The organism is Bacillota bacterium (assembly GCA_023511455.1).
Classification (GTDB): domain Bacteria; phylum Armatimonadota; class HRBIN16; order HRBIN16; family HRBIN16; genus HRBIN16.
In genome coordinates this window covers 1-14,284 of the sequence record JAIMBJ010000015.1, presented here as the reverse complement: position 1 = coordinate 14,284, position 14,284 = coordinate 1, and the positions used below count along the sequence as shown (strand labels likewise).

At 57.9% G+C, this 14,284-nt stretch carries 8 protein-coding genes and 1 pseudogene; 2 read left to right on the top strand and 7 right to left on the bottom strand.

Annotated elements, in window-relative coordinates; all coding sequences use genetic code 11:
* Window positions 1–35: 35 nt before the first annotated feature.
* From mutS to K6U75_09640, 6 genes and pseudogenes are all read right to left on the bottom strand, one after another.
* Window positions 36–2,675 carry a DNA mismatch repair protein MutS gene (gene mutS, locus K6U75_09665; protein ID MCL6475304.1) on the bottom strand — a complete coding sequence of 880 codons (2,640 nt, stop codon included), beginning with the start codon at window positions 2,673–2,675 and terminating at the stop codon, window positions 36–38.
* 166 nt (window positions 2,676–2,841) lie between these two features.
* Complete coding sequence (locus K6U75_09660) at window positions 2,842–4,392, bottom strand: DUF87 domain-containing protein (protein ID MCL6475303.1); 1,551 nt, start codon at window positions 4,390–4,392, stop codon at window positions 2,842–2,844.
* A gap of 9 nt (window positions 4,393–4,401) precedes the next feature.
* A complete protein-coding gene (gene dndD / locus K6U75_09655; GenBank protein MCL6475302.1) occupies window positions 4,402–6,399 on the bottom strand; it encodes a DNA sulfur modification protein DndD in 1,998 nt (665 codons plus the stop codon).
* 339 nt (window positions 6,400–6,738) lie between these two features.
* A pseudogene (locus K6U75_09650) lies at window positions 6,739–6,984 on the bottom strand (DUF433 domain-containing protein).
* 125 nt (window positions 6,985–7,109) lie between these two features.
* Entirely contained in the window at window positions 7,110–8,222 is a 1,113-nt protein-coding gene (locus K6U75_09645) for a hypothetical protein (protein ID MCL6475301.1), read from the bottom strand.
* Window positions 8,223–8,546: 324 nt separating this feature from the next.
* The gene (locus K6U75_09640; protein MCL6475300.1) at window positions 8,547–8,771 is read right to left on the bottom strand and encodes a PEP-CTERM sorting domain-containing protein; all 225 of its coding nucleotides are present in this window, start codon (window positions 8,769–8,771) and stop codon (window positions 8,547–8,549) included.
* A gap of 367 nt (window positions 8,772–9,138) precedes the next feature.
* On the opposite strand from K6U75_09640, the gene K6U75_09635 reads away from it, so the two are divergent.
* Complete coding sequence (locus tag K6U75_09635) at window positions 9,139–10,995, top strand: hypothetical protein (protein MCL6475299.1); 1,857 nt, start codon at window positions 9,139–9,141, stop codon at window positions 10,993–10,995.
* A 13-nt stretch (window positions 10,996–11,008) separates the two neighbouring features.
* On the top strand, window positions 11,009–12,883 hold the full coding sequence (locus K6U75_09630) for a DUF87 domain-containing protein (protein MCL6475298.1): 1,875 nt from the start codon (window positions 11,009–11,011) through the stop codon (window positions 12,881–12,883).
* A 27-nt stretch (window positions 12,884–12,910) separates the two neighbouring features.
* Here the strand turns inward: K6U75_09630 and K6U75_09625 are convergent.
* A partial coding sequence (locus tag K6U75_09625; protein ID MCL6475297.1) for a HEAT repeat domain-containing protein occupies window positions 12,911–14,284 on the bottom strand: 1,374 nt, incomplete at its 5' end.

Below are 14,284 nucleotides of genomic sequence, written 5' to 3'. Positions count from 1 at the left end.
GCTAGCGCACCGAGACTTCCAGACGCTCATGACCTCTACGTCTTAAGTTGCTTCTTCCACTCGTTGATTTTCAGCAGAGCCTCCAGCGGCGAGAGGGTGGTTACATCCATCTTGTCCAGCTCCTCGATGACGGGATGTTTCTCCGCCTCGAAGAGGGTCAGCTGCAGCTTCTGTTTGTGGACCTTCACGCTGGAAACCGCCTCGGCGTCGGGGGCAATCGCGCTCGCCATGCCGCCGCGCTGCGTGGACTGCCGCTCCAGCTCGCGCAGAATCTCCTGCGCCCGCGCCACCACCTCCGGCGGCACTCCCGCCATCCGCGCCACCTGAATACCGTAGCTCTTATCCGTGCCGCCAGGCAGCACCTTGTGCAGCCAGATAATCTGCTCGCCCTGCTCCTTCACCGCCACGCGATAGTTGCGCACGCCCGGCATCAGGTTCGCCAGCTCGTTCAGGTAGTGATAGTGCGTGGCGAACAGCGTCTTGCAGCCAATCTGCACCAGCGCCTCCGCCACCGCCCACGCAATCGCCAGACCGTCGTAGGTGCTCGTGCCCCGCCCGATTTCGTCCAGCACCACCAGACTGCGCTCGGTGGCATGGTTCAGGATGGTGGCGGTCTCGGTCATCTCTACCATAAAGGTAGACTGCCCAGTAGCGAGTTCGTCATGCGCGCCCACGCGGGTGAAGATGCGGTCTATCAGCGCAATCTCCGCCTCATCCGCGGGCACAAAGCTGCCGATATGCGCCATCAGGCAAATCAGCGCGACCTGTCGCAGGTAGGTGCTTTTGCCGCTCATGTTCGGGCCGGTCAGCACGATCATGCGCTGCTCATCGTCCAGCACGCAGTCGTTGGGGATGAAGGTCTGCATGCCGAAACGCTCCACCACCGGGTGCCTGCCGTTGCGGATGCGGATGTGCGTGCCCGAATGCACCACCGGACGCTGGTAGTCGTTGCGCACGGCGACCTCCGCGAAGTTCGCCAGCACGTCCAGTTCCGCCACCGCGCGGGCGATGTCCAGTATCTCGGGGGCGTGCAGCGCGACCTCCTCGCGCACCATGCTGAACAGCTCCTGCTCCAGGATCAGCGCGCGCTCTTCCGCCCCCGTGATTTGCGCCTCCATCTCCTTCAGCTCGGGCGTGATGAACCGCTCGCCGTTGGCGGTGGTCTGCTTACGCATGTAGTCGGCGGGCACTTTGGAAAGATGCGGCTTGGAAACCTCGATGTAATAGCCAAAAACGGCGTTGTAGCCCACCTTCAGCGACGGGATGCCGGTGCGCTCACGCTCGCGCAGCTCCAGGTCTGCAATCCACTGTTTCCCCTCGCGCTGTGCGCGGCGGATGGAGTCCAGCTCGGCGTGAAAGCCGTCCCTGATGACGCCGCCGTCCTTCAGCGTGGCGGGCGGGTCGTCCACAATCGCGCGGGCGATGAAGCCAGCCAGGTCGGGCATGCCCCGGATGGCTTCGCGCAGGTGTTGCAGGCGGGGTGTTTGCACCGGCTGTAGCGCGGCGTGCAGTTCGGGCAGCACCTGCAGGGACTGTCTCAGCGCCGCCAAATCGCGCGGCGATGCCACCCCTGTGGCGATGCGCGAGGTGAGCCGCTCCAAATCGCCCAGTCTGCCCAGCTGGTGGCGCACCTCCTCGCGGGTGAGGGAGTCGTTCACCAGCTCCTGCACGCACTGCAGGCGCGTTTCTATCGCGTCGATGTCCTGTAAAGGCTCATCCAGCCAGCGGCGCAGCAGGCGCGCCCCCATCGCCGTACGGGTCATGTCCAGCACTTCGATGAGCGTGCCCTTGCGCGAGCCGTCCACCAGCGAACGGGTCAGCTCGAGATTGCGCCGCGCCGCGGCGTCCAGATACATGAAGTTATCCACCGAATACGTGGACAGCGTGCGGATATGCTGTAGCGCGGAGACCTGATTGCGCTTCAGGTAGCGCAGCACCATCGCCGCCGCTTCTAGACCGACCGAGTAGTCCTCACAACCGAAACCGCGCAGGGATTGCGTCTGGAAGTGTTGCAGCAACAGCTGGCGGGCATCGCGGCGGTCGGCATACTCCTGCGGGTCGTACAGGGTGACGGTAGCGTGGCAGGCTTCCTCGATGGCTGCCGCTAAATCGGTGGCGTCTTTAGGCACCAGGCACTCCGCGGGTTGCAGGCGCACAATCTCCTGCACGATGCGCGCGAGACTCAACTCCCCGCGGATTTCGGTGGCGAGAAACTCACCGGTAGAGACATCCACCACGCCCAGCCCCGACAGCTTTTCGCCCGCCACCGCCGCCACCAGGTAGTTGTTGCTGCGCTCCTCCAGCATGGAGTCTTCCAGCACGGTGCCGGGCGTCAGCACGCGGGTGACTTTGCGCTTGACCAGCCCCCTCGCGAAGCGGGGGTCTTCCATCTGGTCCATCAGCGCGACCTTGTAGCCCTTCTGCACCAGCCGGGCGACGTAGCGCTCCACGGCGTGGTAGGGCACGCCCGCCATCGGCACGCGCCCGTTCTTGCCGTCGTCGCGCCCCGTCAGCACAATCTCCAGCTCGCGCGCGGCGATTTCGGCGTCCTCGCCGTACAGCTCATAAAAATCGCCCACGCGCATCATCAGCAACGCCTCCGGGTACTCCGCCTTCGCCCGGAAGTACTGCTGCAGCATGGGGGTTTGGGGTTGAATTGTGTTCGTTTGCGACATCGCCAAAACGGGAACACCTCACCATGATTATACCAGAGCTGTGGAACTATGACGGAGAAGGATGCTGGCTTCGTCAAATGACTTTTGGTTTATGCGAGACAAAAGACATAAGCATTGTTTTGCACACGTCAAAAAACCATACGCAGGTATTCGCAACAAAAACCCACTAAATGTCCCTTCCAATTGTCTTGTAGAATTGTTCCGCCTCGATGACCGAATATGTCCTATCTCCAATGCCCACCGGACGACTCCACACGCATTGTCCTGGCTTAAGACGGTGTATCTCATCCTCTAACCCGCGAGCCTCCTCGCGGGAAACCCTTAGGAGCTTGGTTAGATCTGCCCGCTTAACTTGTGCCAATTGAAACAGGAAAACGTTGTTGATTAGCTCAGAATAGTCTACGGATTGGTTAGAGAAGTCAGATAAGGTTTGTGTGCTTAAGAAAACCGCAATACCGAAACTGCGTCCCTCTCGTAAAAGTCTGCCCAGAACGGGGTTGTCCTCCTGTAAGTAATGGTGTGCTTCGTCTAAGGCAATAATCAGACGAAGCTCTTGCCATCCCTCGCTGATCAAAGCATCGCCTTTGGAACGCATATCATAATACACATGGTCAAGTAGCAGATAGACGACCAGTTCCTGATAAGCACTCAGGGCACTCAAGTCGATGATGGTATTCCGCGCATAGAAAGGTTCGTTGGGAACGCTAGTAGTGCTATCTGCAAACAGTTCATAAGTAACAATTTTATCAAGGACGCCAGACACAGTGTCGGCCTCGCCACTCTGACTGAGATTACAGTTTGCTTCGGCTACTTCTCTCCAGTCTGGATAAGGAGGGGCCTTGCCTCTGCGCCGGTTGAAGGCTTCAATGATTGCTTGCCTCAGACGGTACTGCTGCTTTTCACCCATGCGGACTGCAGCAGAAAATGATTCCTGCATTCGCGCAGCGAAACGCTTAATTGTTTTTTCGCTGTAGTCAGGAAGAGCAAACAAGTGAATAGGGAGCGGGTCATGCTCAGGGTTTAGAACCTGTGCATTTAGAGACTGAACAAAGGATGTATCACGTGCGAAATCACCTTTATAGTCGAAGACCAGACAGGGTACACGCGCTTCTATCCCGCACAATTGTGCTAATAACGCCTTCAACAACTGTGTCTTACCATATCCCGACCGTCCTGCTATTCCAACATGCGGGCTTGGGGACTTTTCGGTATTATTAAACTCCCATTCGACCCGATTACTGCTGTCTACATCTGTGCCGACAAAAAGTTTAATTCCGTGTACCACGGGCCTCCATCTGTCTTGAAGTTGAAGATGACGGATGGTAACATACTGAGATATTTCTTTCAGAAAAGCATCGAGCCTGCCCCCAGAACCGTCCTTCATCTCTTGCAATAAGTACAAGCCATGATTCAGGTGTCCCCTGACCAGATGGGTTAGAGTCTCACTCTCCTCCGGCACGGATAAATCACGCCCGTAGACGAGGCTGAACAACGCCTCTACCCACGGGTCAGAACCGTTGCGAGTTAAAGTTTGCGGATTAAGTTCGTAACCAGTAGCGTCCTCGAAGCTAAACTCCTTTTTCCCATAAACACCCAGGGACAGACAAATAGCGAGCACTGCAACTTGATCACCACGCAGTCCAGTAAACTCGGTCAGATCGTCTTTTATCTTCTCTGCCCTTTCTGATGTTAGCACCCTTCCCAACGGCATATTCATCTTCCTCCGTCAGACGTCGAAATCGAAAAATCCCTTCCTTATTGAAGTGCTCTCCTTTGCCAAGTCATATTCCAGAGTGAAGGTTTGACACACATGTGGCTGGAGAGCTTGGTAGAGGTCTCGGGTAACCTCCGTGTCAGTAGACAACAATATGACTTGCGGGGCTAGATAAGGGTAATAGTTGCGCACAACGTGCTCACGATGCTCACTGTCCAGTCTACCAAGCGGCGTATCGATTAGCACAGGCAGCGTGGAACTTGCGCACTTGCACAGACCGGCAAGTAGCGATAGGGCAAACAGCTCTTTCTCCCCTGCCGACAGTGCCTGCTTGTCTAGCCTACCTTCACCCCTTTGCACAACGGACACCACAAACGTATCAGGCATTATCTCAACTCTGTCCAGCAGTTCGCCTTTTGTCCACAACCTGCGCAATGTTTCTGTAACGTGTCGCTCCAGCATCTCTATCTTCTGACTTCGCATCGCCTGCAGAAGTTCCTCAATCAGGTCTTTGACCTTACCCGCTAGCCTCTCTGCTTTGCGAGCCTTATCACTCCTAATTAGCTCATCGCGAATCTGTTGCATCTGGTTACGAGTCTTCTCTAGTTCACCTGGTATGTCCTTTTCTACGTATTGCTTTAGCGTCTGAAACTCTTTTTCCAGAGCACCTTTCCTTTCACTTAGTTCCCGCACGATATTTTCCAGTTCAGACACAGTTTTGCGTTGGTCGCCCAAATCACCCAACGAGTCCAGTTGCTGTTTTACATCCTCCATCTCTCGTTGCAATTGCCGCAGTTCTACCGAGAGTTTTACGACATCTTCACACAAGACTGCCTGTTTTAGGTGCTCACGCAGTACCGCAATCTCGGATTCTCTTAAGGTCGGAAGAGTGGCAGCCACGAGCGGCGGGTTCGCATTGCCATCTTCATTGCCGGATTGCTCCAATAAGTGGGCATACAAAAACTGTCCCACTTGATTTAGTGAATCAGAGGAAAGAGCCCGCCCACAGATGCATTCCGCATTCTCTTTTAGCAGTTGTACAAGCTCAGCGAGCCTCAGCTGAATAACCCTATGTGCCTGCTGCTGCAAACGGAACTGGGCTGATTGTTCTGAAGCAATAAGAAATTGCTCCAGATACGTGGCTACAAGGGCAAATGGCAAGCGCTCCGACATATTTATACGCAAACGCGATAGTATCCGATCTGATTGGTTTTGAAGCCGCAGGAGTCTACGGTGTAGTTCGGCATAATATTCATAACCGCCCCGAACCTTTTCCAGTTCCTGCGCCCGTCTTTGGATATCTCGGTTGATGCGCTGGAGCTCTGTTCTTACGTTCTCCATCTTATCACGGTAATCATCTGCTTTTTCTTCGAGCTCGCGGCATCTCTGCTCTAGCGAGCGTAGGACCTGGTAACTCTGACTACTGCTCTCACGAGCATAGTCATTTTGCACCTTTTCCAAGTCCTGTTGCAATGTTCTGAGAACTCTGAGACCCAGAATTGCTTCCAACGACTCGCCAATCTGCTGCGCAGTGTCTTCCTCTGTCTTGTCCGCAAGGTTCTTAATCTCTTCTCCATCAAAGAGAAAGAAGTCAGCAATGTCAGAAGGAAAGATCTGGTTAATAATATCCTCAGCTTCATCACCCTCATAGCGATTACCATCCACCAACACCTGAAGTTCGACATCCCAAGTACCTTGTGCCCAACCTCGCGTGTAATACCGCCTTTGCACCACATAGGTCTTATTATCTTCCTCGAACTCCAGTTCCATAGCCACATCGTTTTTGCCTTGTCGAGCGTTGACTCGGTTAACATAATCAGCAATGAGGCGAGGTTGCCCTTGGATTCCGAACAAACACACTTTTAGGGCAGTGCTTAGGGTTGTTTTGCCATGCCCGTTCATCCCGCCAATCAGGTACAAGTTTCGTCCCGTCTGCGGCGGCACAAACTGTATGCATACCCTATCGCGGTAGCATCCAAAGTTTTCAACACAGAAAGAACGGATAATCAACGTGGTATGTCCTCCTTCAGATACTTTTCAATAATCTTACGAAGGTCATTGTAGAGGTTGTGTCGGCGCCGCATATTTGACTTCATCAATTCTATTTCTAACATCTCGACAACCATGTTTATGGGCACGCCATGTCGTCTACACAAATCTTCCAGATATGTTTTGTATTCCTCAATACGGCTCATTTGCGACCTCAAATCAAGGGATTGGCGGCTCGATTATAATACGACCCATTTAGACCTGTCAATAGATGCGACAGACTGAGTGGCGCTGGGATTCACTGCGTATCTAAACTCATGCTGTGGCCTCAATTTTAGAGTAGAGGACAAGGTTTTCTCGCTAAGTCTCGATTGTCAACGCATCCACACGCTCACGAGCCACGAGCCGCCGCGCGTAGACCAAACACGCCCGAATGTCGTCGGGTTCCAGCCAGGGGTAGCCTTCAAAGATGGTCTCTGGCGTATCTCCAGCGGCCAGCATCGCCAACACGTGTTCTACCGCCAGCCGTCTTCCACGAATGATAGGCTTTCCCCCGAAGATGGCTGGGTTCACCGTAATCCGCTAAAGCAACGCTTCTTCATCCAGTGGACGCCGTTCCATACCTGTCACCCATCAGGATTATACCAGACCGCCTGAGCGCCTGCTACCTCCACAGACACAAGCCACCCTGAGCAGCACCGTGTTCCGAAACCGCAAGACAACCCACCCTTTCAGACTGCCTCGATATCCTCCAGGAGGCGCGGCGGTATCTCCGCAGCATACACCTGCGCAATCCCGGTCGCATCCGAGTTGTAAATGACATAACGGTTGCCCGGCGTGATGTAGGGATGGGTATGGGTATACTGCGGGTGTCCGCAGCTGGCGCCAGAAGAGCAGAGCGGAAAACAGCGACCTGTTTCCACGCTGCCCAGATACAACAAGCCGTTAGAGATGTCGTCCACCACGAAAAACCGCCCATCTGGTGAGGCAGAGATATGCATGAAACCGCTTTTGCGAGTCACCAGGCGTGCCTGCTCATCTCCAGGCGCACACAGGTATATCCCGCCGTCCTCCACAGTGAGAATTACCTGCCGCCTTGCGCCTACCCAGCACTCGTGTCCTGTCACGGGCGCGGTGTAGGGCTTGCCTACCGGAAGCGGCAGCATCTCTCCACTGGTGGCATCCACCACATACAGCGTGGCTCCCTCCTCGCCAACCGACCGCACGATGTTATCGTTCTCGTCCAGCAAGCCACCGCGGTTCCACTGAACGAGTATGTATTTGCCCTCCGACGGCTCGAACTGCACGTGAGTATTGAAGATATCCTCGTTCTCGTGGAAAATCTCCCAGGTTCCGTGCGCAAGGTCTATCCGACACAACCCGTACCGCCTGTCTCCCAGACGCAGGCAGCCGACCCAGTACCGCTCATCGGGAGAGATTGCGGTCGCGGATACCCATAGCGGAAGGGGGCACTCCTCAAAGCGAAAAACGGTCTCCACCTCCAGAGTTTTCAGATGCACACGGTTCAGGCAGGACGTGCCGTCCGTCTGACGAACGTAATACAGCGTGTCCAGAAACGGCGTCGTGGTCAACGCGCCGTTGGTTTCACCGATTTTAGCCGCCTGTCGCGTCGGCAAGTCATACACCCATAATTCCAGCCGGTTTTCGCCATACGCGAGGTCGCGCACGAAGGCAATGCGCTCACCATCCGTGGAGGCGTAGACCCATTCTCCGTAGATGTTATGGGTGGTGACCGAGGTACTCGTCAACTGCCACACCGCTGCTCCCGATAGTCGGTCCACCCCCCGATAGATGCCGTCAGCTAGCCAGTTTAGTCCGCTCAATGCGTTCCCCCTCCTTGAGCGTATTCGGTCTGACCACAGGTGGTTGAAAGAGTGGTCACCTTATTAAGGACTATACCAGACGTCCCTGTGCAGTTCCTGCTGAACCGGTCTCATCGCTCCTTAGCTGCCTGCCCCCCAACGTTTCTCGAGACCTCTGTGCACTAACCCTTCGACGAGCGGGCAAGGGATACCCTCTCAGACGGGAGAAACCAGCAGAATCTATATCTGACCAGGGCGCCAGCCACGGTATAGAAGCCTGTCGCCACGAAAACCGCGCAGGGCGCAATCGCCCTGCGCGGAATACTCGTGTGGGTTATCGCGGGGTTAAGCGGACCTGCGGCGCAGCAGACCGCCCGCCGCGCCGAGCAGTCCCAACCCAAACAGCGCCATCGTGGTCGGCTCAGGCACCACCTCGAAGTTGGTGGTGACAATCGGACCGTTGCCAAAGCGGTAGGAGATGTTGTCCACCGCGCCTTCAAAAGTGCCCCATCCTGAGCCGATGCCAGCGGAAATGGCATAAACATGGTAACTACCAATGAGATTCTTCATGTTACAAGCACACAAATCCAATTGCACCGTCCGAGGCAACACATCGAACGGAGGCACACGAACTGGTGGCATTTTGGAACGTAATACTGTCTTTCCACCACGTCATCCATTGGACGTTCAACACTTTGAGAAACATCCCACACGCTCAGAAATAACCACCGGAACAGGCCACCACGCAGCCGTTGGAGTTTCATCACATTTTCTTAACAATTCTGCACTCTGGTTGGCATGGAGCCAATCTATCGTCTGCTGCGACCCCGGATGCCCTGTCAGTGCATGGTAAAACCATCGTCCACCATCAGATGACACCCTCGCCGCCGGGTGGTATAATATCCGTAACGCCGAGTGAACTGCGGTGGTGCCGCGCATGTCCGTGCTGTCGGAGATTTTTAAGGGTTATCATCATTCCCTGCTCTTCTCGCGGGAGCGGTTCGAACACCTTTACCGCGACCGCCTGGAGAACGGTTGCGACTTCTATCACCGCTTCTTCCACCGCCTGATGATTCCCTTCCACGACCGCTTCCGCTCCGAGAGCGTGCGCCGTCGCCTGCGCGAGCTGGCAGAACGCCTCCTCGATACCGACAAAATCGACTTCGTCGCCATCGACGGAACCTGCACCCGCGACGCCTTTCAGGACTTCGTGGTCTTTTTCGGTGGGGCATACGGCGCGAAAGGCTCGGTGCGACTGAAAAGCGACCCGCCCGTGGTGCAATACGAACGCTGGGACATGAACCGCGATGTGTCCCTCGTTGCCTACGTACCCGTGCCTTTCGCCAACATCGAGGACGTGACCAACGCCGACGTGCAGGAGACCTTCGTGGTCTCCGACCACGATCGGGTGAACCTTTCGAACATCCACCTCAGCCTGATGCAGCTGGCGGAGATATACCTCGCCTACTCCGTCGCCAGTGCGAGCGCGACCGACTACCCGCGCCTCATCATGCTGGACCAGTCGCTCAGCGGGCTGATGGCGGCGGTATCGCACGGCGCGGGCACACAGCTCGCAGGCTATCCTTATGACCGCCGCGCGCTCGACGCCTTCGACATCCGTGTGGCGTTCGCCCATCCCATCTCGCGTGAGCTGCAGGTTCCATCCACCAAGCGGTTCGGGCGGCATCTCGCGGTGCTGGCGGAGTTCCATCACCGCAACACGCAAAGCCTGCCTCTGGACGACCTGCGCCGCAGCCTGAACCTTTCCGAAACCGAGCTGCACGCCGCAACAGGCATCCTCATGGGCAAGCCCGTGCCGCTGTGCGAGATGGACGGTCAGGGCAACCTGCGCACGCGCTACCTGTGCCGCGACTCGTGGCGCTACACCGTCAGCCTGTTCGAAAGCATCTGCGAACGGCTCTTTGTGGACAAAGACCCCTCCGCGCTGGTGTATGAAACCACTGACCCGGAAGACTCCACCGTACGCCGTCAGCGGTGGATGTCGCCCGAGGATGTGCACTTCCTCACTGCGGTGGGGCTGCGTGCGCTCATCGAAAAGTGCTGGGAACGCCACATCCTGCTGGTGGGCATCGTGAAGGACTCGGAGTCGCGCTACCTCACGCGCAACTACCTGGGCGTGATGAAGCATCTGGGCGTGTATCCCGAAATGCAGCAGATGAAGGTCGCGCCCCTGCCCTGGACAGACCGCATCTTTCTGGAAACGGTACCGCTGTACTGCGATACCTCGCTGGAAGCGCCGTGGAGCACCATCGAGTTCGACTCGGTGTTCCAGACGCTGCGGTTGGGGCGCGACGAGGTCACCGGCGAACCCACCATTATCGGCACACCCAGTCGCATCGGCGAGATTGTCTCTCCCGAACGGCTCTTCCTGCGCTCGCTGGCGCAGTTCTATCTGGACCGCCGCAAAAGCACGCCCCTCGCTGGACACGTCATCTTTCTGGACCGACTCGCCATGCCCAGATGGGACAAATCCGCCCTGTCGCACGATTTCGTCGTCAGCAACCCGCGCGTGGGTGTCATCAAGCCCCTGCTCTACCCTGACCGCGACGCCGACAACCCCGTGCAACAGGTGATGATGTACCTGCTGGACGTACTCACCCGCAATCACTTCCCGGAGGCCATCGGCTATCCCGACCCGATGCACAAGGCAGACTGGGGGGCGAAGACGGTGGGCAAACGCGCCCGCGAGCTGATACTCAGCAGCGAAATCCCGTTCCACTCCAACCCCATCGCCAAAACGCTGCGCCGACTGCGCGAGGAGAACCCACGATGAAGGAGAGATGGCAATGATTACCTTTGTCAATGGTCTGGAAGGCACGCTCATCCGGATGCAGGAGGACCCGGAAGCGCGCTACGAGTTCGAAATCTGGTTCGACTACACACGGCAGGCAATGAACCTGATCCGTGAAGGCGCGCTGCTGGCGGTGCCCAACTTCGCCTCGGAAGCAGGAGCCAGCCACCATTCCATCCTCGAAGTGGTCTCTATCCTGCCGTTGCACTACGGGCTGGGGGATAACCCGCAGGGTTACCCCGGTTTCGTGGTGGAGGCGGCGCGCAGCGCGGCGCGGGACTGGGAGGAGCAGGAACACGAGCCCACCGAAGATGTGACCAAAATCCGCTGCATCGCCATCCCCACCAATCTGGAGCTGGTGGAGCGCGATGGCAAAGCGCACCTGCAGGAAGAGAGCAACCTGCCCATGATCGGCGCGAAGGCGTTGCTGCTGGACACACCCTCCACCGAATACGTGCTGAACAGCGGTCTGCCGGTGGGCGTTCCCACCTTCACCGTGGGCAATCTGGTGCGCGACCCGCAGGTGGGCGTCAAAATCTCCGCGGAAGACCTGCTGCGCACGCACTTCGCCATCTTCGGTTTCACTGGCGCGGGCAAGTCGAACCTGGTCAGCACACTGGTGGACAAGGTGATGCAGGCGTATACGATGCTGGAACCGCCGCCCGACGCCCCGCGCGAGAACGTCAAAGTGGTGCTGTTTGACCTGATGAGTGAGTACAGCGTGCTGCTGGCGGACTGGCTGGTCAAAGCGCCCGATGCCGCGCTGCTGGTGCTGACCGAAGAGACCCTGCCCGAAGATGTGCTGCAGTTCATGGAACAGCCCTCGAACGAGACCTTCAGCCAGGCGCTTACTGCGTTGACACAGACCACCCTCTATCCCCGCGCGTTGATTGGCAGGCGCAGCGATTTCCGCTTTGCGTGGCGACGGCTGCTGAACCCCAAGGGCGCACGCCTGCATCTCTACCGCGAAAAGCCCCCCACGCTGGGCAGGCTGGTGGAGCGACACTGGCAACCGCGCGGCACGCTGGGCAGGAACGACGCCACCATCCGGCAGGCGGTGCGCAACTGGGTCATCACCCACTTCGACACTCCCTTCGACGAAACCAACGCCCGCAAAATCAACGACTGGATCGACGAGATGTTCGAAAACGGCTTGCTGACTACCAACGACGCCCGCGAGGCATTCACGGTGCTGCGCACCGCCGTCGAGGAGGCGCACCGCCGATACATCAGCCTGCGACACGTGAACGAGGCCTACCAGATGACGCTGGGCGACCTGATAGCCCGCCTGAACGACCCGCATACCTCTGGCTTATATGTGGTGCAGTCGCACGACCCCGACCGCCTGCGCGATTTCGCCGCCATGCTGGGCGAGGTGATGTTCGAGAACCGACGCAAGAGCGGCAAGATTAGCCCGCTGGTGGTGTTCGTCTTCGACGAGGCAGACGAATTCATTCCCCAGCGGCGCGAAGGCACGGACGACAGCTACGGGCGATCCCGCTTCGTGGTGATGACGCTGGCGCGGCGCGGGCGCAAGTTCGGTCTCGGAATCGGCATCGCCACCCAGCGCGTGCGCTACCTGGACACCAGCATCATGGCGCAGCCCCACACCTATTTCGTCAGCAAGATGCCGCGCCAGTCCGACCGACAGGCGATTGCGGAAGCCTTCGGCATCGCCGAGGAGATGTTCGCGCAGACCTTCAAGTTCAAAAAGGGCGACTGGCTGTTGATGAGCCACGACGCCATCGGGCTGGAAGCCGTGCCCGTGCCCATCCACTGCGAGGACGCTAATCAGCGCGTGGAAGTCTTCCTGAACCAGCTCAAGAGCGAGTGGCAGCGAACCCGCGAGGTGGCGCGCACCCGCGAGTGAGCCACATCCTGCTGATTCTGCGGCGCATCACCGCCCCTTGCGGCGCAACTCGCGAATTGCCCGGCCGATTTGCGACCTGACGTGAACGAAGTTCTCCTTGTCCATCCGGGATTCCAGCACCGGTATCGCTGCCCGAGTACCAGCCCTTGCTAAGGCCCCAGCGGCGCAGTAACGGATACGGGAGTCGTGATGCTCGACCAACAGTTTCAGCAGCACCGGTTCGGCGCGGGGGTCGCCCAGTTCGCCCAGCGCGGTAATGGCGTCCATCTGCAGAGTGACATCCGCATCGTTCTGCGCCACTTCCAGCAGGTCGGGCAAGGCGGATGGGTCACCGATTTTGCCCAGCGCGGTGGCAGCATTCTTGCGCAGTCTACCCGTGCCCGTCCGCAGCACGGAACGCAACAACTCCACCGCTTGCCGAGAACGCATCTCCCCTAACACACGGATAGCCACTGCCTGCATGTTCTCGGGCGCCTCGCATCGCGGAGGCTCTGTGATAGCCCTCAGCAACAAAGGAACCACCTGCTCGCCAAAAAGCGGCAATATTTTATCGGTAAACCTGCCCGGACCGCCGTTGCCAATGGACTGCAGGATGGCTTTGACGGTCTCGGTCGTGTCCATGCCCTTCGTGCGCACATGCCAGTACAACCACTCCGGGTCCTTCTCGCCCGGCTCGAGATGGTACTCTGCCCCTGCCCACGGCATGAGAGTGGGGCCATACAGAAACAGCACACCCTCCAGTTCGGACAGCACCCTTTCATCCTCGAATTGTGCCAGAAAGTGCAGGATGGCAAACTGATTGAACAGCCACTGCGCCTTCGACATCTCCTGCCTCGCCTTTCGCACCGCTTCCAGAACGGCTGGTACCGTATCGGTTGCGCCCATCCTGGCAAGGGCACGAATGCCATAGCCCAGCCGCCTTATCGCCATTGCTCTCCAGCGCCCATCGGGCGAGAGCGCGTCGGGATACCGCGTCGCGTTCTGCACCCAGTCCAGCATCGTCTGTTTGTACGCCTCGGCACCCTTGGCGCGCGCCCGGATGCGCTCGATGGTTAACTGTGCCACAGCGAGGTCTGCCTTCGTCGCCCAGTCGTTCATCGCCTTCCTGCGCTCCATGAACTGCTCTATCGCCGGTATCAACTCGGGCGTGCCCACGTCTCCCAGACGATTGAACACGTAGGCATGGGTTTCTACCTGCAAGATAGCCTGCGGGTCGGAGAGGGGCTCGAGACTGGGTGCTCTCTTGCGATTTTGAACAAACTCGATGTGTTGCTCCAGGTAGCGCAACAGCGTTGCGGGGTCCTTTTCCGACTCGCGGTAGATGCGCACCCACAGCTCAGGCGTCTGGCGCATCGCGATGGCAGGCATCACCAGCGGGTCTTTGGGCGCAGGCAGGTCGGC

Excerpts from the sequence above, each read along its gene's own strand:
- mutS (MCL6475304.1), bottom strand. The coding sequence starts at position 2,675 with ATGTCGCAAACGAACACAATTCAACCCCAAACCCCCATGCTGCAGCAG.
- K6U75_09635 (MCL6475299.1), top strand. The coding sequence starts at position 9,139 with ATGTCCGTGCTGTCGGAGATTTTTAAGGGTTATCATCATTCCCTGCTC.
- K6U75_09660 (MCL6475303.1), bottom strand. The coding sequence starts at position 4,392 with ATGAATATGCCGTTGGGAAGGGTGCTAACATCAGAAAGGGCAGAGAAG.
- K6U75_09640 (MCL6475300.1), bottom strand. The coding sequence starts at position 8,771 with ATGAAGAATCTCATTGGTAGTTACCATGTTTATGCCATTTCCGCTGGC.
- K6U75_09630 (MCL6475298.1), top strand. The coding sequence starts at position 11,009 with ATGATTACCTTTGTCAATGGTCTGGAAGGCACGCTCATCCGGATGCAG.